Source organism: Lacisediminihabitans changchengi (assembly GCF_016634425.1).
Taxonomy (GTDB): Bacteria; Actinomycetota; Actinomycetes; order Actinomycetales; family Microbacteriaceae; genus Lacisediminihabitans; species Lacisediminihabitans changchengi.
Genome location: NZ_JAEPES010000001.1, coordinates 755,093 through 781,703, shown reverse-complemented (window position 1 = coordinate 781,703; position 26,611 = coordinate 755,093). Strand labels below are relative to the sequence as shown.

Here is a 26,611-nt window from a genome sequence, read left to right as displayed (position 1 = left end):
GCCCGCGTTATTCCCGGAGGATCAGCGTTTTGCGTGTCACCCTAGAGATACCAACGGACCGCGAGAGGCGTTCAGTTATGCAAGACCTCAGAGTCATCGGAGTGGAGAGCGGAGCCCTCCTCGTCGCCACAGACGACGGCACGCGTTTTCGTGTACCCATCGACGAAGTGCTGCAGTCCCGATTGCGGCAAGCCATTCCCGATCCCGGCACCGGCCGCAAGCTCGCGCCACGCGAGATCCAGGCGCATATCCGCTCAGGAATGTCCGCTCAGGATGTCGCCGCCATCACCGGCGTTCCGCTCGAATACATCCAGAAGTTCGAGGGGCCGGTGCTGGCCGAACGCGAGTTCGTCGTAACCGCCGCCCTCGCCGTCCCGGTGCACACCGCCGCCGACACCGGCCCACTGTCCGGCTCCACCTTCGGCACGGTCATCCGCGAACGACTTCACGACCTCGGCGCGATCAACGAACGCTGGGCGAGCTGGAAAGAGGTCGGCGGCGGCTGGATCGTCAAGCTGTCTTTCACTTCCGAAGAGATCGACCACGACGCCCGCTGGCGCTTCGACCCTAAGAAGTCGGCACTCTCGCCGCTCAACAACGAGGCGATCACACTGTCACAGCAGGGCGAGATGACCGGTGCGCTCATCCCCCGGCTGCGTGCGGTCGGTGACGAGGAACGACTGCCCGACCAATCCCGCTTCGACAGCGGTGCCTTCACCGCCGACGAGCTCACCGAGCGCGTGACCGGTCCGTTATTGGAACCGGTGCCGTATGGTCGCCTCGCTGACGCCCCCCGCGGTGTCGCCGACGCGGTGATCAACCGGGCGCCGGCCGAGCAGGAAGCCGAGTCCAACCAGACCGCCGACCTGCTCGAGGCGCTGCGTCGTCGTCGGGGCGAACGCGAGGCCGCCAACTTCCACGATGAAGGCTCGATGGCCGCGCATCCGTCAACCGGGAGCATTCGTCTGGTCGACGTCCCGCTGCCCGCCGTGGATGTGGACCACGAGACCCCGGGCGATACGGCTCCCCAGCCGAGTGTCTTCGCTCCGCGTTCCACCGCTCGCGCGAAGAAGGGCCGCACCGCGATGCCCAGCTGGGATGACATCGTCTTCGGCGCCCGCTCGGAAGACGACTAGCTCGGCAACGACGCTCCGGTGTCATCCGCGCGCCCCGTTGTCATCCCCGCGCCGGTTACAGCACGCGCGTGGATAACAAACGGGCGCGCTGATGCCTCAGGCGAAGGCGCCGAACCGCAGGAGAGGCACGCTCGTCTCCTCCGCGGTCCACGAACCGTGCTGGCCGATCATCGAGTTCTTCGCGTGCGAGGCTTGCGTGTAGTAGGCGACCGCCTTGCGCGCGGCGATCACCAGGTCGCCGATGCGGGGTTCGACCTCAGGGGCGACGTGTCCGAACCAGCCGGAGTCGACTGCCTCGCGACGGGACACGATCCACGAGCGTGACCCCTCCTCGATCCGCCAGCGCTCGAGCACTGTTGCACGGTGCTGCTCGCTCGCGTCCGGCTCGAAGTGCAGCTGCAGGGCGCGTGGCTCCCCCGCCACGTGACGGATGCCGTCGAGTAGGCCCGGCTCCGCGTCGAAGAGAACGTGCGAGCTGACGGGAACGTCGAGCATTCCGTGATCGGCGGTGAGAAGCATCCCCTCCCGGCGACCCAGGGTGGAAGCGAAGCGCCCGACCTCGCCATCGAGGTCTTCGAGGGCGCGGGTCCACTCGGGCGATTCCCAGCCCTTCGCGTGCCCTGCTTGGTCGAGCTCGGGAACGTAGAGGTAGAGCAGCCCGGTTTCGATCTCGTCCAGCGTCTGCCGTGCAACCGCGAACCGGTCGGAGACGGATGCGCCCGCGCGGTATTCGGCGCCCCGCAAGACCGCGCGGGTGAAGCCGCTGTCGCGGTAGCGCTCAGGCCCGATGACGAAGCTTGCAACCGATGCCGTCTCGAACAGGGTGGGAACGCGCTGCCAGGTCGCCGGATCGAGGTACCCCGCCTTGTTGTCTCCCTCCCAGCCGCTCAACTGATTGACCACGCGATCGTGAGCGACGTCGAACACCGAATAGCCGACCAGGCCATGCGTTCCCGACGGCTCACCGGTGGTCAGCGTGGCCAGGGCGGCCGCCGTCGTGGTGGGGAACCGCGACCCGATCACCGCGCTCTTGGTGAGCAGCGGGGCGAGCGTTCGTGCGTGCCCGGCGCGTGCGGCGAGCTGGGCGCTTCCGAGCCCGTCGACGAGCAGCACGATCGCCTTATCGGCGGCGGCGAGGCCCAGCGGATTCTCTCGACCGGCAAGGGCGGAGAGCGAACTCGGGACGACATCCGCGAGGCTCAACCGGTGCGATTTCGTGGCCGGTAGCATGGTGGCAATCCTATGGCTACCTCAGATACACCCACCTCCGACGCCGCTCAGCAATCAACTGCACAGGCCTCGACCGGAGAACGCATCGACATCGTCGACGTTTCGGCCGAGATGGAGGGGTCCTTCCTCGAATACGCGTACTCCGTCATCTACTCGCGGGCACTCCCCGACGCGCGCGACGGTCTCAAGCCCGTTCAACGACGCATTCTTTACCAAATGACCGAGATGGGACTGCGGCCCGATCGCGGGCACGTCAAGTCCGCCCGCGTCACCGGCGAGGTGATGGGAAAGCTTCACCCGCACGGTGACAGCTCCATCTACGACGCCATGGTGCGCCTCGCTCAGCCCTTCATCATGCGCGTGCCGCTCATCGATGGGCACGGCAACTTCGGAACTCTGGACGACGGCCCCGCGGCAGCGCGATACACCGAGGCGAGGCTGACCGCAGCGGCTCTGGCAATGACCCAAGATCTCGACGAGGACGTCGTCGACTTCGTGCCCAACTACGACGCCCAGCTTCAGCAGCCCGAGGTGCTGCCCGCCGCCTTCCCGAACCTGCTGGTCAACGGTGCCTCCGGCATCGCGGTCGGCATGGCGACCAACATGGCGCCGCACAATCTCATCGAGGTCGTGGGCGCAGCTCGGCACCTCATCGACAACCCGAACGCCACCCTCGATGACCTCATGTCGTATGTGCCTGGCCCGGATCTGCCTACCGGTGGCACGATCATCGGCCTCGCGGGCATCCGTGATGCATACGAGACAGGCCGTGGCGCGTTCAAGACCCGCGCCCGGGTGTCGGTCGAAAACATCACGGCTCGCAAGGCGGGGCTCGTGATCACCGAGCTGCCCTTCATGGTCGGCGCCGAGAAGGTCATTGAGAAGATCAAAGACGGCGTCAACTCGAAGAAGCTCTCGGGCATCTCCGACGTCACCGACCTCACCGACCGCGCACACGGCACGCGTCTGGTGGTCGGCATCAAGACCGGTTTTAGTCCGGACGCCGTGCTCGAGCAGCTCTACCGCTTCACCCCGCTCGAAGACAGCTTCAATATCAACAACGTCGCCCTCGTCGACGGCGGCCCCAAGACGCTGGGCCTGAAGGAACTTCTGCAGGTCTACATCGACCACCGCATCTCGGTGGTCACTCGACGCAGCCGCTTCCGGCTCGCCCGCAAGCTCGACCGCCTGCACCTGGTTGAGGGCCTCCTCATCGCGATCCTCGACATCGACGAGGTCATTCAGGTCATCCGGTCGAGCGACGATACCGAGGCTGCGCGCGCTCGGCTGATCGAGGTCTTCGACCTCAGCCAGATCCAGGCCGAGTACATCCTCGAGCTGCGCCTGCGTCGGCTGACCAAGTTCTCGCGCATCGAGCTCGAGACCGAACGCGACCAGTTGCGTGCCGAGATCGCTCAGTTGCAGGAGCTGCTGGCCGTGCCCCAACGCATCCGCAGCCTGGTCTCCGACGAGCTGGAGGAGATCGCCGAGAAGTTCGGCACCCCGCGCCGCACCCTGCTCACCGAGGCGCGTCCCAGCATCGCCACGTCGTCCCGCAAATCCGCTCCGATTCTCGAGATCGCGGATGCCCCGTGCCGCGTGCTCCTCTCTACGACGGGTCGCGCCATCCGCATCGACCTCGCCGAGGAGATCGCGGACGAGGCCGCGCTACCCGCCCGGATCGCGCGCCGAAGCAAGCACGACGCCATCCTGTCCGCCCTGGTCACGACGAGCCGCGCCGAGATCGGTGCGATCACCAATCTCGGGCGCCTGATCAAGCTGACCCCGGTCGATCTGCCGGTGGTGCCAGAGAACTCGATCCAGCTCGCCGCGGGGGTGCGGATCACCGACTACCTCGGGTTGGACTCCACGCGCGAGCGGGTGCTCGCTCTGGTCTCCCTGACCTCCGACGACCCGATCGCCCTCGGCACTCGGCAGGGGGTGGTCAAGCGGCTCGCGCCAGGCGACTACCCGAACAAGCCCGACTTCGAGGTCATCGCGCTGAAGCCCGGCGACGAGGTGGTCGGTGCTCGGCAGGGCGGCGACGGCGACACGCTCTTGTTCATGACCTCCGACGCGCAGGTGCTGCACTACGCGGCATCCGCGGTCCGCCCCCAGGGGCGCACCGCAGGCGGCATGGCTGGCATCAATCTGGGCGCAACGGCAGAGGTGATCTTCTTTGGTGTGATCGACCCGACCACAGAGCCGGTGGTGGTGACCGTATCGTCCAGCAGCTCGGCCCTCGTGGGCGTCGATGCCGGGCGGGCGAAGGTCTCGTATCTCACGGAGTTCCCCAGTAAAGGCCGCGCCACCGGCGGCGTGCGGGCTCACACCTTCCTGAAGGGAGAAGATGTGCTCGCGCTCGGCTGGGCGGGGGCCGCCCCCGCGATTCCGGTCGCCCCGGATGGCGCCGTGCGCGCCCTCCCCGAGGCCGGAGCCAAGCGCGACGCGTCAGGAACGCCGCTCGAGGGCGTCATCGGCAGCGTGGGCGAGAGCATCGCCAGCGCGAACGCCTGGTCCAGCTAGCCGGCACGAGGGCAGCGTTCAGCTGCCGACGACCAGCACGCCGTCGACGATGTGTGCCGGCTCGGCGCGCACCACCCACTCCGGTCGCAGCGGCGCGTAGACGTGTGGGTAGCGGTCGCTGCGCCCCTCCCAGCGGACCTCGACACCGGATGACTCCACCAGCGCCTCGTCGATGGTGAGCAGCATCAGCGCTCCCGTCTCATCGCGGTAGAACCGTTCGACGACGCCCGGGAGTTGCTCGGCGGTGGAGGCGTGGACGAACCCGACGTCAGCGAACAGCTCTTCACGGCTCGATCGGGGGTACGGCGTGCCGGTCAGCGCGGCCGCCCAGTCGGCGGCCGGGGCGAGGTGGAAGATCACGGTGTTCAGCGTACGGGTGATGGGTCTCGATACGGCTGCTCCTCCGTCGCGGCGCGACGGGTCACACGTGCGGCACGAACTCCTGCCAGGCGCGACGCTTGTCGCCCCGCGGGTCTTGCTCCACGCGATCGGTCTCGTCGATGATCAGGGTGTTGCGCTTGCGAGAGGTGTAGGTCGGCCACGAGGGGTCAACTCGCCCGGTGTGGGCGAAGCGCAGCCAGTTCGCGCGCATCCGTCGTCCGGTCGCCTGGAAGGCGTTGTAGCCGCCGAGCACGCCGATCGCCCTCCCCCGCAAGCCAGAGCCCTTATCGAAGACGGCGAACATCTCGATGCCGTGGGTGGCATCGAGCCCCATCAACCGGATCAGCCGGGGCGCGAGATCGAATCGGTAGAAGTGCACTGGCGCGACATCGGCATGCCGTTCGGCGACGCGGATCGACGGGTACCAGAACGAGTAGTCACCGCCGAAGTCGGCGGCCGCACGCTTATCGGGGAGGCCGGGATACAGGGCCTTCAGCCGCTTGCGCGCCTTCTTCTTGGTCTTGGCGAAGATGGCGCGGATGCGCGGTGGCGTCGTCGCGAGAATGTCCAGCCGCCCGCGGAAAAGCGAGCCCTCGCGGTCGTTGGTGCCGATGATGAGCGGTACAGGATGCGCGTGGCCGTTGTCGATCGCATCGATCGGCCGTTCGGGAAGGAAGTCGCCGTCGATCACCGGACAAAAGCTGATCGTGCCCGGGTTGACGTCGGGCGTGAGCAGCTGCATCCTGGTCGCCGCCCGCACCAGCGCGTCGAGTGGCGCGGCGTCGAGAAGTGCAGCGGCGTCCTCATGCGAGGTGCTGTCTGTGCTGTGGTCGTCGACGATCTCGGTCAGCAGTTCGAGGAACTCCCCTGCCCAGACCGCGGTCGTCTCGCTGCCGTAGACCGCGTCGGCCGGCGGACTCTCGGCGATCGCCCGGGCGAACAGCCCCCGGGCGCGGGGCACGGCGAGCAGCGTGGTCACCGCATTCGCGCCGGCGGATTCGCCGAACAGCGTGACGTTGCCGGGGTCTCCCCCGAACATGGCGATGTTGTCACGCACCCATTCCAGCGCCGCGACCTGATCGCGCAGCCCGAGATTGCTCTCGAAGGTGCGTTCCGGGGTGGAGAAGCTGCTGAAGTCGAGGTAGCCGAGGGCGCCAAGACGATAGTTGAAATTGACGAAGATCACGCCGCCCTCGCGCACCAGCACCTCGCCTTGCCGGTCCATCTCCTGTGAGGAGCCGACCGTGTATGCGCCGCCGTGAATCCAGACCATCACCGGCAACGGCACGACGGATGCCTCCCCCGGGGCGATCACGTTGAGGCTCAGGCACTCCTCCGACATGACGACCGTGCGCGAGGCGCCGACGAACGGCCCCTTGCGATCCTGAACGGCGACGGGACCGAAGTGCGTCGCGTCGCGCACACCGTCCCACGGCCGCGGCGGCTGGGGAGCACGGAACCGGAGTGCGCCGACGGGAGCCGTCGCATACGGGAGGCCGCGCCACATCCGTAGTCCACGCCTGACCACGCCGCGAACCGCGCCGCTCGCCGTGTCGACCGTCAGGAGGTCGGTGCTCACGCCGTCTGCGGTAGCGGTTCGGGTGGGCATGATCGCATCCTATGCCGACGGGGTGAACGGCGTAATCCGCCGATTGACCGAAACTCAGACGTCGATGCGCTCGCGTGACAACCCTTCCGAGCCGGCGATGATGAAGTCCTTGCGCGGTGCGACGTCGTTTCCCATCAGCAGCTCGAAGACCCTCTCGGCGTTGGCGGCATCGCCGATCTGCACCCGACGCAGGGTGCGGTGAGCTCGGTCCATGGTCGTGGTGGCCAGCTGGTCTGCGTCCATCTCGCCGAGCCCCTTGTACCGCTGGATCGGATCCTGATACCGCTTGTTCGACTTCTTCAGCCCGGCGAGCACGCCATTCAGCTCTGCCTCGGAATAGGTGTAGATCGTCTCGTTCGGCTTCGACCCCGGGTTCATCACGATCACCCGATGCAGCGGCGGCACCGCGGCGTAGACCCGTCCGTCACGGATCATGTCGGGCATGTAGCGCATGAACAGGGTGAGCAGCAGCGTACGGATGTGGGCGCCGTCGACATCTGCGTCACTCATGATGATCACCTTGCCGTAGCGAGCTGTGGCGAGGTCGAAGCTGCGTCCCGAGCCAGCGCCGATCACTTGGATAATCGAGGCGCACTCCGAGTTCGACAGCATGTCGGCCACGGAGGCCTTCTGCACGTTGAGGATCTTGCCGCGGATAGGCAGCAGAGCCTGGTACTCGCTGTCACGGGCGAGCTTCGCGGTGCCGAGGGCGGAATCACCCTCCACGATGAACAGCTCGCTGTTGGCCACGTCGCTGGAGCGGCAGTCGACCAGCTTGGCCGGAAGCGAGGAACTCTCCAAGGCGTTCTTTCGGCGCTGGGTCTCCTTGTGGGCGCGGGCGGAAACGCGGGACTTCATCTCGGCGACGATCTTGTCGAGCACGAGCGATGCCTGGGTCTTGTCGTCGCGTTTCGACGAGCCGAACCGTTCGGCCATGGCCTTGGCGACCACCGCGGACACGATGTTGCGCACGGCGGGCGTGCCCAGGATCTCCTTCGTCTGACCCTCGAACTGCGGCTCCGGGAGGCGCACCGTGAGCACAGCGGTGAGGCCGGCGAGGATGTCATCCTTCTCCAGCTTGTCGTTGCCGACCTTGAGCCGGCGCGAGTTCTGCTCGACCTGGGCGCGCAGGAACTTGAGCATCCCGGCTTCGAACCCGGTCTGGTGCGTTCCGCCCTTCGGCGTCGCGATGATGTTGACGTAGCTGCGGAACACCGTGTCGTAGCCGGTGCCCCAGCGCAGGGCGATGTCGACGGTGCACTCGCGCTGCAACTCGGTCGCGACCATGTGGCCCTTGTCGTCGAGCACGGGGACCGTCTCGGCGAACGTGCCGGAGCCGGTCATCCGCCAGGTCTCGGTGATCGGGGAGTCTGGTGCCAGGAAGTCGACGTATTCGGCGATGCCGCCGTCGAACTTGAACAGCTCGCGGGTGGGCCCCTCGCCGCTCTCGCTCCCCCGTGCATCGACGATGTCGATGCCGAGGCCGCGCACCAGGAATGCGGTCTGGCGGGCGCGGGCCAGCAGTTCTTCGGTCTGGAAGGTGGCGCCCCTGGTGAAGATCTGCGGGTCGGCCCAGTAACGCACGCGGGTGCCGGTGACGTCTTTCTTCACCTTGCCGACGACGGTGAGTTCGCTCCCGGAGATGAAGGGACTGAACGGCGAATCGGGCTTCGGATCTTTCGGGTCGACATCCGCGAATCGCCCGGGCTCGCCACGATGGAATGACATTGCCCAGGTCTTGCCGTCGCGGTCGACCTCGACGTCGAGCCGCTCGGAGAGCGCGTTGACGACCGACGCGCCGACGCCGTGCAGTCCGCCTGATGCCGCGTACGAACCGCTGCCGAACTTTCCGCCGGCGTGCAACTTGGTGAACACGACCTCGACGCCGGAGAGCCCCGTTTTCGGCTCGATGTCCACCGGGATGCCGCGAGCATGGTCGCGCACCTCCACGCTGGCGTCGGGGTGCAGGATGACCTCGATGTCCTCGCCATTGCCGCCGAGGGCCTCATCGACCGAGTTGTCGATGATCTCCCACAGGCAGTGCATCAGTCCACGGGAGTCGGTCGAGCCGATGTACATGCCGGGCCGCTTGCGCACGGCCTCCAGCCCCTCGAGCACCGAAAGATGCCGTGCGGAGTAGTCGGAACTCGCCACGTGTGTTCTCCTTTACGCGGGCCGAGCCTCCCGACCGATCGAAAAGCCGGTCATGAGGAATGACGGGGAGGCGGACCGCGTTCAAGACTAATGAAGCAAGGGGCATCTCTCGGCACCCGACACCCCCCGACCCCAGTGGTACCGGTCGGGCTACGCGTTCAGCGAAATAGTGGACGTTTGTCCCACCGGCGAAACATCCGCGTGCTTGTATAGAACAACGTCACACCGACCCGTACGAAAGTGGAGGAGCATCTCATGTCACAGATCGCACCCGAAACGACTGCAGTTGACCTCGGCTCCAGCCACGAACTCACCGCCGCCGACCGTTGCGACAGCTGCGGCGCCCAGGCCTACATCCGTGTTGCCATCGGTGAGAGCGAACTCCTGTTCTGCGCCCACCACGGCAAGAAGTACCAGGAGAAGCTGTCGACGATCGCCAGCGACTGGCACGACGAGTCGGCTCGCCTGCTCGAGAACAAGTAGCGCTCACCCACGATCTTCACGAAACGCCTCGGCTTCGGCCGGGGCGTTTCGTCGTTAACCCTTCGGATACGACCGAGGGATGTCTGCGCTCAGGCGAGTGACGATCTCCTCGCCGATCGTGCCGGTCGCGTCCGCCCACTCCTGAAGCGTCGCCTCGCCCCGGGTCCCAGGACCGAACAGCACCGCCTCGTCGCCACGCTGCAGCTCACCATTGGGGTCCGCGAGTCCGATCCAGTCCAGCCCGACATCGGCCACCGGAAATCGCCGACCGTTTACCGCGACGGAGACCCGCCCCGCAGCCGCGCTCGAGATACCGTCGCCCGACCCGATCGCCAGTCGGGCCGTGCCGTCGTCACTCGCGTATACGGTCGCCGTCAGTGTCATCACCGGGGTGAGGCCGAGTTCTCCCGGGGTGATCCCGCCGCCGGGCGAGATGCCGTACCCGAAGGCTCCGACCCGCACCAGGTCGAGCCGCGAGTCCGCCCGGAAGTACGACGCCGCACTGGCCGCGAGGTGCCGCAGTTGCGGTTCGGCGCCGACCGCCTGGGCCACCGCCACGGCCGCGTGGAAGCGGCTGATGGCATCCGTGTCTTCTTCGTCGGAGGCCTCGGCGATATGGGTCCAGATGCCTACGAGGTCGACGCTCTCGCGCACCAGCACGGCGCGCTCGACGACGGCCGGCCAGTGCTCCGGGCTGACACCGTTGCGGTGCAACCCGGTGTCGATCTTGAGGTGCACGCGGGCGCGGCGACCATCGGACCGAGCGGATGCCGCTGCCGCGATGCGGTTCAGCTCGTCCAGAGACGAGACACCGAGATCGATCCCCGCGGCGACCGCCGCCGTGAGGTCGTCATCTGGCGCGAGCAACCAGGCGAAGATCAGCACCTCCTCGCCGATGCCGGAGTCGCGCAGCCGCAACGACGTGTCGATGTCGAGAGCGCCGAGGGCGGTGATCCCGGCATCGAGTGCGGCGTGAGCGATCGGCAGCAGGCCGTGACCGTATCCGTCGCTCTTCAGCACCGCCATCACCTCGGCCGGCGCGACGCGGGTGCGGATGGCGTCGAGGTTCTGCGCGTACGCGGACAGGTCGACGGTGATGCGCGGGGGCATCACCTGGGAGATGCCGAGCTCGTCGTTCATGCGTAACTCCTCGGCAAATGAAGCCCGATGACCGCGGTGACCTCGGCAGGAGGGCGCCCGATCGATGCGGCCCACTCCCGGACGTGCGGGTCTCCAGCGGCCGGGTCACCGAACACGACCGCCTCGTCGCCGACCTGGGCGGTGTCGTCGCCTAGTTCCAGCACGAGCGCGTTCATGGCCACGCGTCCGACGATGCGGCGCTGCGTGCCGTTCAACAGCAGGCTCGCAGTGTTGCTGGCCGAGCGGTCCAACCCGTCCGCGTAGCCAATGCCGACCAGGGCGAGGTTCGTTCGAGCGGTGGCGCGGTATGTGAGGCCGTAGGAGACACCCTCCCCTGCATCGATGGTCTTGGTGGCGACGACCACGGCAGACACGCGCATCGCCGGGCGGAGGGCCGGGTCATCCGTCATTCCATACAGGGCCAGGTTGGACTCGCCACGCTCACCATCGATGGAAGTCGCACCGGCTTCCGTGGCGACGCGGGCGACCTCGGCAGCGCCGTGGCCGTAGCCATCTGCCGAAACGTCGGCGAGCACCGGTCGCCCGCGGGAGAGCAACACCGCGGTGTTGTGGCGAATTGCCTCCAAATCGACGCGCAGCCGATGCCGGCCGACGGGCGCGGGTTCGACACCGAGCGCGTGGCGGTGGGAGGACTGCATGCCTCGAGAATACGGTGTCGGCCATTCGCCGTGCCGAAGCCGGGCGGGAGGAGCCCAGCGCCCGAACGGTAGAATCGTCTGGCACACGCCGGCCACCGACGGGAGAACGACCACCGTGACAGCACAGGGCCTCGGCCTCAAGAACCGCCTCAGCTACCTGGGGCGTCGCGCCCGAGGCTTCGATGCGGCCTCCGTACTGCAGCGTTCCCGCGAGGTCGGCGCACGGTTCGGCAAGCCGACCCCGGTCGTCTTCGCCGACATGCTCTGGTCGGCGGCGTTCAAGAACACGGCGTTCCAGGACTACGTCGATTACGACTTCGCGATGCTCACCGCCACCGAGCGCGAGACCTTCATGACGCACTCGCTGTCGAACCACATCGCCATGAAGTACGACCAGCCCGAATTCCGCTCGCTGTTCCACGACAAGCTGGAGTTCAACCACAAGTTCGCCGACCTGCTCGGTCGCGGCTGGATCGATGTGCGAGAGTCGTCAGTCGATCAGATCCGCGACTTCGTGCTCGCCCACGAGAAGGTCATGGGCAAGGTACCGTTCAGCGACTCCGGCCACGGCGTCGAGCGCTACGAAGCAACGGATGTCGTCGACTGGCAGAAGTTCCGCGCCCAGCTGCTCGCCAAGGGCCAGACCCTGCTCGAGGAGTACATCACCCAGCACCCCACGCTGGCCGCGATCTGCCCCGGCACCGCCAACACCACGCGGGTCACCACGTTCTTCGACGGCACCGACACCCACGTGCTCTCGATGGCGCAGAAGTTCGGGCGGGGCGCTGCGAGCGACCAACAGACCTTCGGCGGCTTCTACACGATGCTCGACCTGCAGGGTCACTCGCGCGGCGCCGGCTATGACTCGCACGACAACGTGTACAAGACCCACCCGGAGTCCGGCGTCTCGATCGTCGACTTCCAGCTCCCGATGGTCGACGAACTGTTCGCCTTCATCGACAAGGCCGCCCGGGTGGTGCCGCAGATCCAATACGTCGGCTGGGACATCGTCATCGGCGAGACCGGTCCGGTGCTGGTAGAGGGCAACTGGGCGGCTGGGGTCTACGAGAACAAGCCAAGCGTCACCGGTATCCGCACCGGCAGCCGCCCGCGCTTCCGCGAGTTCGTCGGCTTCTAGCCGAGAGAGTCATCCGGGCGTCCGCGCCGCCACCGATCAGCGTGCCCGGCGGATCACGCCTAGCGGCGTGCTCTCGTGCCCCTGACCGAGTGGGTTGTCGCCCAACACCTTCTCCATCGCGCGATCGGTGGCCCGATCCACGGTGGAGCCCAGGATGTTGCCACCGAAGTCATTGATGTCGACGATGAGCACCTCCACCGGGGTCGCCAGCGCGCTCTGCAGCCGCTTCGCCACCTCCGCCGGACGTGACGGCGCGAGCACCACCTGAGAGTTGTACGGCGGGATGGTGCCGCTGGTCGGGCCGTCGATGCCGCGGGCCTTCGGCCCGGCCACGCGGTAGAAGTCGCCGGAACGACCGAGCTTCTTCGTCACGGCGGCAACCGCTGCGGCGAAGAGAATGCGCGGCACTCCACATTCACGCAGCGCCATCTCCATGGTCTGCGGCAGGCCTAGGCCGATGCCGGACGGGGTCTTGGTGACGTAGCGCGACAGACGCACGGCCAGCGGTCGCGCCTGGATCGAGTCGACCGGATAGGCCCGGCCCTGGGTGATGGCCACGATCTTCTCGGTGACGAAGAGGAGGTCGCCTGCCTCGATCACGGGGTCGGCAAAGGAGGTGACGACCTCGACAATGTCATCGTCAGGGCCGACCAGGCGGGTCTTGATCGGGATCCGCGAATAGCGCACGCCATCCACGATGGTCTCGAGCTTCTTGCCGTCGTTCGCGGCGGGCTGGGAGGCTGCGGGAGTGTTGTCGGCGACCATTGAGTCACATCCGTTTCAGTGGTTCTGCGTGTGTGGAGTCCAGCGGAGCACGTTCCCCCGTGGCCGACTATCGAGCCTACAGAGCGGTGCATGCAGAAACGCGCCGACGGTGATGCCCGTCGGCGCGTCTCTAGGTATAGCTGAGTGTCGATTTACTCGAGGTAGTCGCGCAGCGACTGCGACCGCGAGGGGTGGCGCAACTTCGCCATGGTCTTCGACTCGATCTGGCGGATGCGCTCGCGCGTCACACCGAACGTGTCGCCGATCTGGTCGAGAGTCTTCGGCATGCCGTCACCCAGACCGAAGCGCATGCGGATGACGCCCGCCTCGCGCTCGGAGAGGGAGTCGAGCAGCGACTCCAGCTGCTTCTGCAACATGGTGAAGCCCACGGCATCCGCGGGCACGACTGCCTCGGTGTCCTCGATCAGGTCGCCGAACTCGCTGTCGCCGTCCTCACCGAGCGGGGTGTGCAGCGAGATCGGCTCGCGACCGTACTTCTGCACCTCGATGACCTTCTCCGGGGTCATGTCGAGCTCACGGCTCAACTCTTCCGGGGTGGGCTCGCGACCGAGGTCCTGCAGCATCTGGCGCTGAACGCGGGCCAGCTTGTTGATGACCTCGACCATGTGCACAGGGATGCGGATGGTGCGGGCCTGGTCGGCCATGGCGCGGGTGATCGCCTGGCGGATCCACCAGGTCGCATAGGTGGAGAACTTGAAGCCCTTGGTGTAGTCGAACTTCTCGACGGCACGGATGAGGCCCAGGTTGCCCTCCTGGATCAGGTCGAGGAACTGCATACCGCGACCGGTGTAACGCTTGGCCAGGGAGACCACGAGACGGAGGTTGGCGCCGAGCAGGTGGCTCTTGGCACGCTGGCCGTCTTTGGCGACCCAGGACAACTCGCGACCGAGCGAGGACTTCAGCTCGGCCGGCGCCATCTGGGAGAGCTTGTCTTCGGCGAACAGACCGGCCTCGATGCGCATCGCGAGCTCGACCTCTTCGGCCGCGTTCAACAGGGCGACCTTACCGATCTGCTTCAGGTAGTCCTTGACCGGGTCGGCCGTAGCTCCCGTGATGGCGGACGAATAGACGGGAACCTCGTCTTCATCGTCCACAAGGGAGAGCACGAGCGCGCCACTGGGAAGGACCTCGGGGGCCTTCTCCGTCTTACTCTCGGTCTCTTCCGTTTCTTCGGCGTCTTCCGCGCTGTCGTCCTTCACGTCGTCGACGACGACAACCACCTCGACGTCGTCATCGATCTCTTCGCCGTCGGGCCCGTCATCCGTGGCCTTCGCCTTGGTGGCGCGCTTGGCCGGAGCCTTCGCGGGTGCCTTGGCCTTCGCGGCCGCGGTCTTGGGCGCCGCCTTCGCGCGGGCGGTGGTCTTCTTGGGGGCAGCGGCCGTGGGGTCGACGCTGACCTCTTCGACCGCCTCGGACTCTACGAGAGCCGCGGACTTTGCTGTGGTAGCCATGTGGGCACCTTCCGATCGGGGTGTTGCTGCATGCGGGGCAGCGGGTGAAGCAAGTGGAACTAGAGCAGTTTTTGGACAGCAGTTTTTGGACAGCAGTTTTTGGACAGCAGTTTTTGGACAGCAGTTTTTGGACAGCAGTTTTTGGACAGCAGTTTTTGGACAGCATTAAGACCCATGTCAAGTCCTGGGCGCGAGCACCATGAAGGTACGAACGATCCCCGAGGTCAAGAACGGGTCTTAATCCAATTATTGCATGGTTTTCCCGTGCCCCTTGCCAACTTCGGGCGATGTGGCTATAAGTCAGTCGCTCAGTGAGTCGCTGGAGCCATTCACTGGCCGCGCCGCCCTACGTCTGCGCCATCGTCCTACGAGTACAACCCAAAGAGGGCCGACCTGTATTCCTTCCTCCTCTTGCATGCGACGGCGCGTGCGACGACGCGCGTGCAGCAGGAAGACGACTCCCGCACCGACGATGAGGTACTGCACACAGAGGGCGACGCGAAATGAGTCCCAAGCGAATATGTCGCTCGGCACGCCCGAAGCGATCCGTCGCTGATTGAGCAGGTCGAGCACCACCCCGATCAGGTACATCATGACGAAACTGGCCAGAAAGCCTCCGACGTTCACCACACCGTTCGCCGACCCGAGGCTCCGCAGCGGATTGAAGCTGCGCGCGAAGTCGAAGCCGATGAGGGAACCAGGGCCGCCGATCCCCAGCACCACCACGAGCACGATGATCAACCAGGGCGGCGGGCTGCCCGGCCACACCAGAACCGCGGTCCAGACCACGCCCAGCGCGGTGACGATGCCCAAAACCAGGTTCGAACGTCGCAGCGGAAAGCGAGCGGTGAGGATGCCCAGCACCGGACCGCTGACGAATCCCGTGATCACGATCAGGGTGAGCAGCTCCGACGCCTCCGTAGTCGAGTAGTGCAGCCCCGCGGTGAGAAGCGGAAAACCCCAGAGCAGCGTGAACACGGTGCCGGATGACTGGGTGACGAAGTGCGACCAGAATCCGAGCTGGGTCCCCGGCCGCGCGAGCGCGTCACGCAGTCTGCGCAACGCGCCGGGCGCGACGACCGGCGGTTCGACATCCGTATGACGATCCGCGAGCAACAGGATGACGAGTACCAGGGCTATCGCCGAAAGCGACGCCGCACCGAGGAAGGCCTGGGTCCACCCGGCGCCGTGCAGCACCAACGACAGCGGAATCGCGGAGAGCACCTGTCCGAGCTGGCCGATGTTGCCGGTCCATTGCGACAACTGCGGCAGAATCGGGCCCTGGAACCACGATGACAGCAGACGCACCACGGAGATGAAGGTCATCGCGTCGCCTGCCCCCACCAGGATTCGACCGCCGATGGCGATGCCGATCGAGGGGGCGAAGGCGAGCACGATCTGACCGAGGAACATGAGCGCCGCGCCGATGGTGATCAGGCGCTTGGGTCCGAAGCGGTCGAGCAGGATGCCGACCGGGATCTGCAGCGCTGCGTACACGACGAGTTGAACAACCGCGAGACTCGAGAGGACAGAAGCCGTCACGCCGAAACGTTCGCTTGCGGCGACGCCGGATACCCCCAGAGACGTGCGCTGAAGCACGGCGATCATATAGGCGAAGACCGCGACGCCCCAGATGAGCCAGGAGCGTCGGGAGTTCACCCGGCAAGCCTAATCGCGGCCGCGGATCGGCCCGAATGGGACCCGACTACACCAGGCCTGGCTGGTCGTCTTCGCCGTTGCGCCGAATCGCCAAGAAATTCTCCAGCTCGGCGGCGATCTCGTCGGCGGTCGGGAGCTCGCCGTCCTCGTCGGTGAGGGGGGACCGCAGCGGGTTGCCCTCCATGTAGGAGTCGTGCCGCTCCTCGAGGGTTCCGACCAGACGCGCGAGCTCCTGGTTCGTCTCGAGCTGCGCGTCGATCTTGGCGAGGAACTCGCGCCCCTCCTCGCGGAGCCGATCGGTCGGGAAGATCAGCCCGGTCGCGGCGCTGATCGACTCGATCGCCGTCACCGCGGCATCCGGGTACTCGGTGTCGGCGAGGTAGTGCGGGATGAGCAGGACGAATCCGACGGTCGGGTGCCCCATCTCCTGCAGACGGTATTCCACCAGGTGCAGCGCGGTGGCCGGAGCCTGAGTGTTGGGCTTCCAGATCGACATCGAATCGATCAGCTCTACGCGGTTTCCGCTCACCGTGACCCCGATGGGTCGGGTGTGCGGCGTTGGTATGGGTATTGCATGCACCCAGGTGGTGGTCTTCACGTGGAAATGGGCGATCAGGCCGAGCAAGGCCGCCGAGAACCGTTCCCACTGGAAGTCCGGTTCGAACCCGGTGAGAAAGAGGAACTGCTGACCTATCTCGTCCGTGCCGAGGTACAGCGCCAGCATCGGCGGGCGGTAGTCGGTGACATGATCCTCGTCGAAATGGATGGTGGGGCGGCGTGCCCGGTAATCCAGCAGTTCATCGGCGTGGAAAGTAGCGATCAGGCGGTGGTCGACGCTCTCGGTCAGGTACTCGCTGAGCTGAGTTACTCCCCCGCCAGCGTCGGCGAAACCGGTGAGGCCGGCGACCAGGTGGAGTCCAGCGGGCACACCGGCGGCATCCGGGGTGAGCTCGAAAAGGGCGTCTGGATCTCGCATATGTCCACTGTAATCGGGGCCCGGCGACGCGGACGCGCGCAGCGGCACCCGCAGTGATGCCCTCAGCGAACAGGCCACCCCACCTAATTTCGGCGAGGTCCGGGGCGCCGCTGAGTGCCGGTTAGCATGGCGGGATGACCGTGCCTCGCCTCATCCTTTCCGCTGCACCCGCCCCCACCATCGCCGCCGACGTGCTCGTGCTCGGCGTCTCTGCAACGGATGACGGCCCCCGCCTGCACGCGGATGGTGAGGCCTTCGCAGGCCCCGAGTTCGATTCGTTGCGCGAGTCGCTCTCTGCGATCGGCATCACGGGTGCTGCGGACTCCATTCGCCGCCTGCAGGGAATCGGCGCAGCATCCAGCTTGGCGCTGATCGGCCTCGGTTCTGCCGAGACAGACGGGTCGATCTCAGCGGACGCCCTACGCTCCGCCGCCGGTGCCGCGTCGCGCCAGCTGGTCGGCGTCGAATCGCTCGTGCTCGCGCTACCGGTCGCCGACGATGCGCAGACGCTCGCGGTTCTCGAGGGCTCGGCGATCGGCGCGTACGCGTTCACGGAGTTCCGCCAGGCGAGCCTCGCGGCGACGAAGCTGCCGGCGTCGGAGATCACCGTGGTCACGACACTCGGCGCAACCGACACGAATCAGAAGCTTCTCGACCGCGCCGTTGTGGTCGCCACCGCGATGGAAAGCGTGCGCAACCTGGTCAACGCCCCCGCGGATGTGCTCTACCCGGAGACCTTCGCCGCGGCGACGGTGGACCTGGTGGGCGAGTTGCCGATCGAGATCGACATCCTTCGCGAGCCGGAGCTCGCCGCCGGCGGTTTCGGCGGCATCCTCGGTGTCGGCCAGGGGTCTAGCCGGGGGCCGCGCCTGATCAAGCTCAGCTACTCCCCGTCGGACGCGACGACGCATCTGGCTCTGGTGGGCAAGGGAATCACCTTCGACACCGGCGGCCTCTCGCTCAAGCCCGCGGCCGGAATGGTGGGGATGAAAGACGATATGGCCGGCGCTGCAACCGTCATGGCCGTCGTCGTGGCCGCCGCGAAGCTCGCGCTTCCTGTGCGCCTCACGGCATGGCTGTGCATGGCGGAGAACATGCCGTCCGGCTCCGCGATCCGCCCGAACGATGTGCTGCGGATGCGCGGCGGGCGCACGGTCGAGGTTCTCAACACCGATGCGGAGGGCCGCCTGGTCATGGCCGACGGCATCGTGGCCGCCGGTGAAGAACAGCCAGACGCCATCATCGACGTCGCCACGCTCACTGGCGCGCAACGCGTGGCCCTGGGCGATCGCTACTCGGGGGTGATGGGAGACGACACGCTCGTGGACTCGATCCTCGCCGCTGGTGCGTCAACGGGCGAGCAGCTCTGGCCGATGCCGCTTCCCGGCGAGCTGCGGGCGCTGCTCAATTCCGACGTCGCGGACATCGCGAACGCGAAGATCGGCAACACCGCTGCCGGGATGCTCGTCGCCGGCGTATTTCTCCAGGAGTTCGTCGGAACGCGCGAAGACGGCAGCCGAATCCCCTGGGCCCACATCGACATCGCCGGTCCGGCGGTCAACAACGCCGGCCCGTGGGGGTTCACCGGCAAGGGGGCCACGGCGGTCACTGTGCGCGCCCTTCTCGCGCTCGCCGAGGCATCCGGTGCCCCGAGCGCGGAGGTCAAGCCCTCCGAGTAGCGCCGCGACCCGGGATGGTCAATCCCGCGGGAGCCCAGTCAACAAGTAGTAGGGTCTTTGAGGCGCGAAAAACTCTCGCCATGACGACCGACGCCACCACAATGGCGAGGTCGACGCGCAGATCTGATACCTCAAGGAGCCGCTGGGTTGTCCGAGCAGAATTTTGACATCGTCGTACTCGGAGCAGGAAGCGGTGGCTATGCCGCTGCCCTGCGCGCAAGCCAGTTGGGCTTCTCGGTAGCCCTGGTGGAGAAGGGCAAGCTCGGCGGCACCTGCCTGCACGTCGGCTGCATCCCCACCAAGGCGCTGCTGCACTCCGCCGAGGTGGCGGATGTCACGCGCGAGTCCGCCAAATACGGCGTCACGTCCACTTTCGAGGGCATCGACATCTCCGCCGTGACCAGCTACCGCGAAGGCATCGTCGCCAGCAAGTGGAAGGGCCTGCAGGGTCTGATCAAGGCCCGCGGCATCACCGTGATCGAGGGCTTCGGCAAGCTCACCTCGCCGACCACCGTTCAGGTGGGTGACATCACCCTGACCGGCAAGAACATCGTGCTCGCGACCGGGTCGTACTCGCGTTCGCTCCCCGGCCTCGAGATCGGTGGCCGCGTCATCACGTCCGAGCAGGCACTCGAGCTCGACTTCGTGCCCAAGAAGGTGCTGGTCCTCGGCGGCGGAGTCATCGGCGTCGAGTTCTCGAGCGTGTGGAAGTCGTGGGGCGCCGATGTGCAGATCATCGAAGCGCTCCCCCACCTGGTTCCCAACGAGGACGAGGCCATCAGCAAGCAGTTCGAGCGCGCCTTCCGTAAGCGCGGCATCAACTTCAGCCTCGGCAAGCGCTTCCAGAGCGTGACGCAGAACGACCAGGGGGTCGTCGTCACTCTCGAAGACGGCCAGACCTTCGAGGCGGAGCTGCTGCTCGTCGCCGTCGGCCGCGGCCCCATGACCAGCAATGTCGGCTATGAGGAAGTCGGGATCGGCATGGATCGCGGGTTCGTGCTCACCAATGAGCGCCTGCAGACCAACATCCCCGGCGTCTACGCGGTCGGCGACATCGTCCCCGGCCTGCAGCTCGCACACCGTGGCTTCCAGCACGGCATTTTCGTGGCCGAGGAGATCGCGGGCCTCAACCCGATCGTCATCGAAGACACGAACATCCCGAAGGTCACCTACTCCGACCCCGAGGTCGCGTCGGTTGGCCTCTCCGAGGCCAAGGCGCAGGAGAAATACGGCGCCGACAAGGTCGCCAGCTACGACTACAACCTGGCCGGCAACGGCAAGAGCCACATCATCGGCACGTCGGGTTCGGTCAAGGTCGTCCGCGTCGTCGACGGCCCCGTCATCGGCGTCCACATGATCGGCGCCCGCGTGGGCGAACTCATCGGCGAAGCTCAGCTCGCCGTGAACTGGGAGGCGTACCCCGAGGACGTCGCCCCGCTCATCCACGCGCACCCGACCCAGAACGAAGCTCTCGGCGAGGCATTCCTCGCCATCGCGGGCAAGCCGCTGCACGCGCTGTAAGCGCCGCAGTCTCTAAACTAAAAATCACAAGAACCGCATAAGGAGCATCACTGATGAGCGAATCCGTCAACCTCCCGGCACTCGGCGAGAGTGTCACCGAGGGTACGGTCACCCGCTGGTTGAAGAACGTCGGCGACCGGGTGGAGGTCGACGAGCCTCTGCTCGAGGTCTCGACCGACAAGGTCGACACCGAAATCCCTTCGCCGATCGCCGGAGTCATCGAGGCCATTCTGGTCGCCGAGGACGAGACCGTCGAGGTCGGCACCCCGCTCGTCACCATCGGCGACGGCTCGGCACCGGCGGCAGCAGAACCTGCTGCTCCGGAGGCCGCTCCGGCAGAGGCCGCGGCACCTGCCGAGCCCGCCGCTGCTCCAGCCGCATCGGTCGAACCGACCCCGGCGCCGGCAGCAGAGCCCGTCTCTGCCCCGGTTCCCGAGGACGCGCAGCCCGCTGCCGAGGCGCCTGCTGCTGCCCCGGCTCCGGCCGCAACTCCGGCTCCGGCCGCAACTCCGGCTCCGGCCGCAACTCCGGCTCCGGCCGCCGCAGCACCGGCTCCGGCCGCCGCAGCACCGGCTCCGGCCGCTGCAGCACCGGCCAGTTCGGCGCCCGCCGCTGACGCGACCTCGGTCGACGCCAACGCCGGCTACGTGACCCCGCTCGTTCGCAAGCTCGCGAACGAAAAGGGCATCGATCTCGCGGCGGTCATCGGCACCGGTGTCGGCGGCCGCATCCGCAAGGAGGACGTGCTCGCTGCGGTCCCGACCGCGAGCAACGAGGTGCTGGTCACCGCACCCGTCGCTCCGGTTTCGCTCGAGACCTCGCCCCTGCGCGGAAGCAGCGTTCCGATGTCTCGTCTGCGCAAGGTCGTCGCCGAGCGCGCGGTCATCTCTATGCAGACCTCGGCGCAGCTCACCTCCGTGGTCGAGGTGGACGTCACCCTGGTGGCCAAGTACCGCGACCAGGTCAAGGCGGACTTCCAGGCCAAGACCGGCCTCAAGCTCTCCTTCCTGCCGTTCTTTGCCCTCGCCGCGGCGGAGGCACTCAAGGCCTACCCGATCATCAACGCGACGATCGACGGCGAGACCATCGTCTACCCGGCACAGGAGAACATCTCCATCGCCGTCGACACCGAGCGCGGTCTGCTCACCCCGGTGATCCGGGACGCCGGCTCGCTCGACCTCGCCGGTCTCGCGGCCCAGATCGCCGATCTCGCCGCCCGCACCCGCGACAACAAGCTGAAGCCCGATGAGCTCGCCGGCGGCACCTTCACGCTGACCAACACCGGGTCGCGCGGGGCACTGTTCGACACCCCGATCGTGTTCCTGCCACAGTCGGCCATTCTCGGCACGGGCATCGTGGCCAAGAAGCCCGTCGTGGTGACCGTCGACGGCTCAGACGCTATCGCGATCCGCTCCACGGTATATCTCGCGCTGTCGTACGACCACCGCATCGTTGACGGTGCAGACGCCGCACGCTTCCTGGTGGCGGTGAAGAACCGCCTCGAGGGCGGCAACTTCGCCGGCAATCTCGGCATATAACGACGCGGCGGCCACTTCCCACAACGGGTAAACGGCACGCCGTCGACTCGGCTCTGAACGGCTGGTTGATCACGGACTCACCCCGGTGGTGAGATCCCGGATCCGCCAGCCGTTCGTCGTTTTCACGATGAGCAGCGACGCCGGATAGGTCTGGGGCGGCGCGTCAGCCGCGCCATCCGTCGCCGTCGGTTGTCCCAGCCCGATGATCGCTGACTCTCCGAGCAACTGCACCAGCGCGATGGGCGCGCTCGGGAGTGGGCGCGCACCGCGCGCTGCAGCACCGGTCTTGGTCCGAACGGCATAGCGATCGGATTCGAGCGCGGCCGACACCGGCTGATCGATGCCGTCGAAGCAGGCGACCTTTCGCGCCGCCAAACACAGCGCGCGACCGGCGACGAGAGCGGATGCCGCCGCCACGGGGTCGTCCCCCGCGAGAGCTGCCGTGGCATCGGGCGGGACCGCTCCCTCTGACGTACTGGCGGGTGGCGCGCTGGCGGGTGGCGTGCGTGCAGGACTCACACTCGCGGGCGGCGTGGCGTGTGCCCTCTCGCTGGATGTGCCGCGCCCATCGCCCTCGTCACCCAGCGCCGGCACCACCATCACCCCCACCAGCAACGCGATGAGTCCAACGCCGCCGGCGATCCACACTGGGGTGCGAACGGGAGCAAGGGCTGAACGAATCCGCGAGCCGAGCGCCGCCCGGAGCGCGTCGACTGAGCTGACGTCAACGCGGTCCCTCAGCCGATCAGCTGCGCGGTCGGGCGCGGCGGCCGGCGTGGCGAGGTCGCGGGCGCCAGGGGTATGGGCAACAGGGACATCGGCAACAGGGACATGGGCAACAGGCACGTGGGTAACAGGCATCTGGGCAACCGGGATGTGCCGCGAGACCACGGCTGGTGCCGCCGGCGCGCTGTCGGTGGCGATCGGAGCGGCCGGAGCCAGATCGAACAGGCGACCGCCGAGCTCGTCGAGAAACGCGTCACCGTCTCCACCCTCGCCACCGGAGATCGTGCCGAGCCAGCCGATCAGATCGTCAACGGCGGGCGGCCTCAGTCCTCGTCGGTCGGCCGCCCGTACCGCCAGCGATTCGACGTAGCCGCAGAGCCGTGTCAGATCGATGCGGAGTTCTGGTTCGGCATGCCGCTCGGCCGGGGTGAGGCTCGAGGCGTCCAGTGCCTCCGGCGCAGGGCCGACCACGCGGGCGTAACCGAACGCGGCGACGACCGGAGCGCCGAGATCATCCAGAAGCACGGTCGATGGCCCGATGGCGCCGTGGACGACACCGACCCGCCGGAGTTCTTGAACGGCGGCGACCACGGGCGCAGCGGCGGTCACCAGCTCCCCCATCCCGATGGCGGCTCGCGCGCCGAGAAGCCGAGCGATGCTGGTGCCGAGGCGCGGAAGGATCAGGCACGGCCTTCCGTCTGGAGCCGAACCGACATCGTCGAGACGAAGCAGGTGCCGCGATGTGCAGCGAGCAATCGCGTCGAGTTCGATATCGATCTGCTCGTCGAGCGTCGTTTCTCGGAAGAGCTTGATCGCCGCCACCCGATCGTCATGGCGCGTGGCGTGCCCCAACCAGACCTCGGCACGGGCGCCCTCGCCCAATCTCCGCACGAGTCGATAGCCGCCCACGGTTTCCATACGATTCATGGTGCTCCGAGCCCACACCGCGCAGCAGATCACGGTGCGGCCCGGTGGAGAGCTCGTCACCACAGCCGCCGGTGGAGGAGCGGAGATTGTCGTCCGCTCGCCGCGGAACCGTGCGGCCACGACCGTCACCAGGCCGTATCCTTGACTCCATGGCACGCACTCAGAGTTCGTCGGCGAAACCGGCGAAAGAGCCCGGTCGTCTCAAGCAGATGTTCCAGGTCTTCCAGATGACCCGTCGGTACGACTCGACCGCGGTGTGGTGGATGATTCTCGCGTTCGTCGCGCCGATCGCGGTCGCACTCATCGTGGGGTTCATCCTCACCCGCGACAACCCCTTCGGACTCGTGCTCTGGATCGTCGCCGGCGTGCTCGGTGGAGTGCTGCTCTTTCTCGTGGTGCTCGGCCGCAAGGCCGAGCGTGCCGCCTACAGTCAGATCGAGGGTCAGCCCGGTGCGGTCGGCGCGGTGCTCAAGAGTTCTCTGCGTCGCGGCTGGACCGCGAGCGAGATGCCGGTTGCGGTGAGTCCGAAGACGCAGGATGCCGTCTATCGTGCGGTGGGAACCGGCGGGGTCGTCCTCATCGGCGAGGGTCCCAAGTCGCGCACCCTGAAGATGCTCGAAGATGAGCGCCGTCGGGTCGCCCGAATCCTCCCCAACGTGGCGGTCAACTACCTTCAGGTGGGTCCGGATGCCGACTCGGTTCCGCTGCACCGTCTTCCGGCCCGGATGGCGCGCTTCAAGCGCTCGCTCACCAAGGCCGAGGTCTACGCGGTGAGCAACCGCCTCAGCTCGCTGGGCAAGAACCAGCTGCCGATCCCCAAGGGCGTCGACCCGCTGCGGGCGCGCGCACCTCGACCGCGCTAGCCCAGTCCGCTCTAGCGCAGTCCGGCTTAACGCAGTCCGGCCCGCGCTAGCGACGTACCAGCACGGTACCCGCGAGCTTGTCGTGCAGGCCGCGCTGATCTTTGTCGTAGATGACGGCGGGGATCACCAGGCAGAGCAGTACGGTTCGCACGGCGGGTCGCCACACACCGACCCAGCCGCCCGCGAGCGGAACCACGCGCATCCCGAGGATGAGATGCCCGACACTGCCGCTCAACAGTGAGATGAAGAGCACCTGCTCGATCGCGAAGACGGCCAGCGTGGCTCCCCCGTTGTAGTGGAAGAACGCCAAGGAGATCAGAACCGCGATCGCCCAATCGATGGCGATGCCGGCGATGCGACGCCCCAGGCGCGCGATCGATCGCGGGCCGGATGCCGGAAGGCCGAGCTGGCGTCCGGGCCAATCATCCTGCTGGGCGCGGTCGACGGTCGGATTCGCAGGGGCCATGCCGTCGAGTCTACGGATTCACGTGACACGTAACCTGCGCGAAACAATAGCGACACCACGGGGAAACTCCGTCCGTCTAGCCTCGCAGTGGCTGTCTTTGGCCATCCCCGTACCAAACTCATTGGAGTACCTCACATGTTCAATGATTCTTCAGAGGTGCTGAAGTTCATCAAGGAAAACGACATCAAGTTCCTTGACATCCGCTTCACCGACCTTCCCGGTGTGCAGCAGCACTTCAACATCCCCGCGTCGACCGTCGACGAGGAGTTCTTCTCCGTCGGGCAGCTGTTCGACGGCTCCTCCATCCGCGGCTTCGCATCGATCCACGAATCGGACATGCAGCTGATTCCCGACGTCAGCACCGCCTACGTCGACCCGTTCCGCACCGAGAAGACACTGATCATGGTCTTCGACATCTACAACCCGCGCAACGGCGAGATCTACGCCCGCGACCCGCGCCAGATCGCCAAGAAGGCGGAGAAGTACCTCGCCTCGACCGGAATCGCCGACACCGCGTTCTTCGCGCCCGAAGCCGAGTTCTACATATTCGATGACGTTCGCTACGAAGTGAAGCAGAACACGAGCTTCTACTCCGTCGACTCCGAAGAGGGCGCTTGGAACACGGGACGCGTCGAAGAGGGCGGCAACCTCGCCAACAAGACCGCATACAAGGGCGGCTACTTCCCCGTCAGCCCGGTCGACAAGCAGGCCGACCTCCGCGATGACATCAGCCTCAAGCTGATCGATGCCGGTCTCATCCTGGAGCGCGCCCACCACGAGGTCGGCACCGGCGGCCAGGCCGAGATCAACTACCGCTTCGACACGATGGTGCACGCGGCAGACGACATCCTTAAGTTCAAGTACATCGTCAAGAACACCGCGCTCGAATGGGGAAAGACCGCGACGTTCATGCCGAAGCCGCTCTTCGGCGACAACGGATCGGGCATGCACACCCACCAGTCGCTGTGGAGCGACGGCAAGCCGTTGTTCTACGACGAGCAGGGTTACGGCGGACTCAGCGACATCGCACGCTGGTACATCGGTGGCCTGCTCAAGCACGCCCCCGCGGTTCTCGCTTTCACCAACCCGACGCTCAACTCGTACCGCCGGCTCATCCCCGGCTTCGAGGCGCCCGTCAACCTGGTGTACTCGGCGGGTAACCGCTCGGCGTCGATCCGCATCCCGATCACCGGCACAAACCCGAAGGCCAAGCGCATCGAATTCCGCGCGCCGGATGCCTCGGGCAACCCGTACCTCGCCTTCGCCGCGCAGCTCATGGCCGGTCTCGACGGAATCAAGAACCGCATCGAGCCGCACGAGCCCGTCGACAAGGACCTGTACGAGCTTCCCCCGGAGGAGGCGAAGAACATCCCGCAGGTTCCCGGCTCGCTCGAGGAGGCCCTGAAGGCACTGGAGGCCGACAACGACTTCCTCACGGCAGGCGGAGTGTTCACCCCGGATCTGATCGAGACCTGGATCTCGTACAAGCGGTCGACCGAGATCATCCCGGCCGCGCAGCGTCCGACCCCGTTCGAGTACGAGCTGTACTACGGCGTCTAAACC

Annotated in this window: 21 protein-coding genes; 9 read left to right on the top strand and 12 right to left on the bottom strand. The window is 66.7% G+C overall.

Translation table 11 applies throughout. The features are described from left to right. The first annotated feature begins 77 nt into the window (after positions 1–77). A complete protein-coding gene (gene sepH, locus IV501_RS03680; protein ID WP_200555034.1) occupies positions 78–1,136 on the top strand; it encodes a septation protein SepH in 1,059 nt (352 codons plus the stop codon). A gap of 96 nt (positions 1,137–1,232) precedes the next feature. Here the strand turns inward: sepH and IV501_RS03675 are convergent, their stop codons facing one another. Next, positions 1,233–2,366: an alkaline phosphatase family protein gene (locus IV501_RS03675; RefSeq protein WP_200555033.1), complete on the bottom strand. Its 1,134-nt coding sequence runs from the start codon at positions 2,364–2,366 to the stop codon at positions 1,233–1,235. A gap of 12 nt (positions 2,367–2,378) precedes the next feature. Between IV501_RS03675 and IV501_RS03670 the strand changes: the two genes are divergently transcribed. Continuing rightward, entirely contained in the window at positions 2,379–4,892 is a 2,514-nt protein-coding gene (locus IV501_RS03670; protein ID WP_200555032.1) for a DNA gyrase/topoisomerase IV subunit A, read from the top strand. A gap of 18 nt (positions 4,893–4,910) precedes the next feature. Here IV501_RS03670 and IV501_RS03665 read toward each other — a convergent pair whose 3' ends face one another. The 3 genes from IV501_RS03665 to IV501_RS03655 all read right to left on the bottom strand — a co-directional run bounded on the left by IV501_RS03665 (position 4,911) and on the right by IV501_RS03655 (position 9,036). Beyond that, the gene (locus IV501_RS03665; protein WP_200555031.1) at positions 4,911–5,252 is read right to left on the bottom strand and encodes a DUF952 domain-containing protein; all 342 of its coding nucleotides are present in this window, start codon (positions 5,250–5,252) and stop codon (positions 4,911–4,913) included. 61 nt (positions 5,253–5,313) lie between these two features. Then, entirely contained in the window at positions 5,314–6,882 is a 1,569-nt protein-coding gene (locus IV501_RS03660) for a carboxylesterase/lipase family protein (protein ID WP_200555030.1), read from the bottom strand. A 54-nt stretch (positions 6,883–6,936) separates the two neighbouring features. Next, a complete protein-coding gene (locus tag IV501_RS03655; protein ID WP_200555029.1) occupies positions 6,937–9,036 on the bottom strand; it encodes a DNA gyrase/topoisomerase IV subunit B in 2,100 nt (699 codons plus the stop codon). Positions 9,037–9,291: 255 nt separating this feature from the next. On the opposite strand from IV501_RS03655, the gene IV501_RS03650 reads away from it, so the two are divergent. After that, positions 9,292–9,519, top strand: a complete 228-nt coding sequence (locus IV501_RS03650) for a DUF7455 domain-containing protein (protein ID WP_200555028.1) — start codon at positions 9,292–9,294, stop codon at positions 9,517–9,519. 54 nt (positions 9,520–9,573) lie between these two features. Here the strand turns inward: IV501_RS03650 and IV501_RS03645 are convergent, their stop codons facing one another. Together IV501_RS03645 and IV501_RS03640 are read right to left on the bottom strand one after the other, a co-directional pair. Then, a complete protein-coding gene (locus IV501_RS03645; RefSeq protein ID WP_200555027.1) occupies positions 9,574–10,659 on the bottom strand; it encodes an alanine racemase in 1,086 nt (361 codons plus the stop codon). Beyond that, positions 10,656–11,318, bottom strand: coding sequence for an alanine racemase C-terminal domain-containing protein (locus IV501_RS03640; protein WP_200555026.1), 663 nt, complete (start codon positions 11,316–11,318; stop codon positions 10,656–10,658). The genes IV501_RS03645 and IV501_RS03640 overlap by 4 nt, the downstream gene beginning before the upstream one ends. A gap of 115 nt (positions 11,319–11,433) precedes the next feature. Here IV501_RS03640 and IV501_RS03635 point away from each other — a divergent pair, with 115 nt between their 5' ends. Further along, positions 11,434–12,456 carry a sugar-transfer associated ATP-grasp domain-containing protein gene (locus tag IV501_RS03635; protein WP_307812160.1) on the top strand — a complete coding sequence of 341 codons (1,023 nt, stop codon included), beginning with the start codon at positions 11,434–11,436 and terminating at the stop codon, positions 12,454–12,456. Between the two features lie 36 nt (positions 12,457–12,492). Here IV501_RS03635 and IV501_RS03630 read toward each other — a convergent pair whose 3' ends face one another. From IV501_RS03630 to IV501_RS03615, 4 genes are all read right to left on the bottom strand, one after another. Then, on the bottom strand, positions 12,493–13,221 hold the full coding sequence (locus IV501_RS03630; protein ID WP_200555024.1) for a coenzyme F420-0:L-glutamate ligase: 729 nt from the start codon (positions 13,219–13,221) through the stop codon (positions 12,493–12,495). Between the two features lie 152 nt (positions 13,222–13,373). Then, positions 13,374–14,693 carry an RNA polymerase sigma factor gene (locus IV501_RS03625; RefSeq protein WP_200555023.1) on the bottom strand — a complete coding sequence of 440 codons (1,320 nt, stop codon included), beginning with the start codon at positions 14,691–14,693 and terminating at the stop codon, positions 13,374–13,376. A gap of 300 nt (positions 14,694–14,993) precedes the next feature. After that, positions 14,994–16,352: an MFS transporter gene (locus IV501_RS03620; RefSeq protein ID WP_200555022.1), complete on the bottom strand. Its 1,359-nt coding sequence runs from the start codon at positions 16,350–16,352 to the stop codon at positions 14,994–14,996. 46 nt (positions 16,353–16,398) lie between these two features. Then, positions 16,399–17,328 carry a proteasome assembly chaperone family protein gene (locus IV501_RS03615; protein WP_200555021.1) on the bottom strand — a complete coding sequence of 310 codons (930 nt, stop codon included), beginning with the start codon at positions 17,326–17,328 and terminating at the stop codon, positions 16,399–16,401. A 134-nt stretch (positions 17,329–17,462) separates the two neighbouring features. On the opposite strand from IV501_RS03615, the gene IV501_RS03610 reads away from it, so the two are divergent. The 3 genes from IV501_RS03610 to sucB all read left to right on the top strand — a co-directional run bounded on the left by IV501_RS03610 (position 17,463) and on the right by sucB (position 22,066). Next, entirely contained in the window at positions 17,463–19,007 is a 1,545-nt protein-coding gene (locus IV501_RS03610; protein ID WP_200555020.1) for a leucyl aminopeptidase, read from the top strand. Between the two features lie 147 nt (positions 19,008–19,154). Next, on the top strand, positions 19,155–20,528 hold the full coding sequence (lpdA, locus tag IV501_RS03605) for a dihydrolipoyl dehydrogenase (protein WP_200555019.1): 1,374 nt from the start codon (positions 19,155–19,157) through the stop codon (positions 20,526–20,528). A 53-nt stretch (positions 20,529–20,581) separates the two neighbouring features. Beyond that, entirely contained in the window at positions 20,582–22,066 is a 1,485-nt protein-coding gene (gene sucB, locus IV501_RS03600) for a 2-oxoglutarate dehydrogenase, E2 component, dihydrolipoamide succinyltransferase (protein WP_200555018.1), read from the top strand. Positions 22,067–22,135: 69 nt separating this feature from the next. Here the strand turns inward: sucB and IV501_RS03595 are convergent, their stop codons facing one another. After that, positions 22,136–23,719, bottom strand: coding sequence for a protein kinase (locus tag IV501_RS03595; protein ID WP_200555017.1), 1,584 nt, complete (start codon positions 23,717–23,719; stop codon positions 22,136–22,138). 149 nt (positions 23,720–23,868) lie between these two features. Here IV501_RS03595 and IV501_RS03590 point away from each other — a divergent pair, with 149 nt between their 5' ends. Further along, the gene (locus IV501_RS03590; RefSeq protein WP_200555016.1) at positions 23,869–24,582 is read left to right on the top strand and encodes a DUF4191 domain-containing protein; all 714 of its coding nucleotides are present in this window, start codon (positions 23,869–23,871) and stop codon (positions 24,580–24,582) included. Between the two features lie 46 nt (positions 24,583–24,628). Here IV501_RS03590 and IV501_RS03585 read toward each other — a convergent pair whose 3' ends face one another. Continuing rightward, complete coding sequence (locus IV501_RS03585; RefSeq protein ID WP_200555015.1) at positions 24,629–25,048, bottom strand: RDD family protein; 420 nt, start codon at positions 25,046–25,048, stop codon at positions 24,629–24,631. A gap of 135 nt (positions 25,049–25,183) precedes the next feature. Here IV501_RS03585 and glnA point away from each other — a divergent pair, with 135 nt between their 5' ends. Beyond that, complete coding sequence (gene glnA, locus IV501_RS03580) at positions 25,184–26,608, top strand: type I glutamate--ammonia ligase (protein WP_200555014.1); 1,425 nt, start codon at positions 25,184–25,186, stop codon at positions 26,606–26,608. Positions 26,609–26,611 lie beyond the last annotated feature (3 nt).

Bases quoted from the DNA above. Each gene is read 5' to 3' on its own strand.
- sepH (WP_200555034.1), top strand. From the start codon at position 78: ATGCAAGACCTCAGAGTCATCGGAGTGGAGAGCGGAGCCCTCCTCGTC.
- IV501_RS03675 (WP_200555033.1), bottom strand. From the start codon at position 2,366: ATGCTACCGGCCACGAAATCGCACCGGTTGAGCCTCGCGGATGTCGTC.
- IV501_RS03670 (WP_200555032.1), top strand. From the start codon at position 2,379: ATGGCTACCTCAGATACACCCACCTCCGACGCCGCTCAGCAATCAACT.
- IV501_RS03660 (WP_200555030.1), bottom strand. From the start codon at position 6,882: ATGCCCACCCGAACCGCTACCGCAGACGGCGTGAGCACCGACCTCCTG.
- IV501_RS03650 (WP_200555028.1), top strand. From the start codon at position 9,292: ATGTCACAGATCGCACCCGAAACGACTGCAGTTGACCTCGGCTCCAGC.
- IV501_RS03645 (WP_200555027.1), bottom strand. From the start codon at position 10,659: ATGAACGACGAGCTCGGCATCTCCCAGGTGATGCCCCCGCGCATCACC.
- IV501_RS03640 (WP_200555026.1), bottom strand. From the start codon at position 11,318: ATGCAGTCCTCCCACCGCCACGCGCTCGGTGTCGAACCCGCGCCCGTC.
- IV501_RS03630 (WP_200555024.1), bottom strand. From the start codon at position 13,221: ATGGTCGCCGACAACACTCCCGCAGCCTCCCAGCCCGCCGCGAACGAC.
- IV501_RS03625 (WP_200555023.1), bottom strand. From the start codon at position 14,693: ATGGCTACCACAGCAAAGTCCGCGGCTCTCGTAGAGTCCGAGGCGGTC.
- IV501_RS03615 (WP_200555021.1), bottom strand. From the start codon at position 17,328: ATGCGAGATCCAGACGCCCTTTTCGAGCTCACCCCGGATGCCGCCGGT.
- IV501_RS03610 (WP_200555020.1), top strand. From the start codon at position 17,463: ATGACCGTGCCTCGCCTCATCCTTTCCGCTGCACCCGCCCCCACCATC.
- sucB (WP_200555018.1), top strand. From the start codon at position 20,582: ATGAGCGAATCCGTCAACCTCCCGGCACTCGGCGAGAGTGTCACCGAG.
- IV501_RS03595 (WP_200555017.1), bottom strand. From the start codon at position 23,719: ATGAATCGTATGGAAACCGTGGGCGGCTATCGACTCGTGCGGAGATTG.
- IV501_RS03590 (WP_200555016.1), top strand. From the start codon at position 23,869: ATGGCACGCACTCAGAGTTCGTCGGCGAAACCGGCGAAAGAGCCCGGT.
- IV501_RS03585 (WP_200555015.1), bottom strand. From the start codon at position 25,048: ATGGCCCCTGCGAATCCGACCGTCGACCGCGCCCAGCAGGATGATTGG.
- glnA (WP_200555014.1), top strand. From the start codon at position 25,184: ATGTTCAATGATTCTTCAGAGGTGCTGAAGTTCATCAAGGAAAACGAC.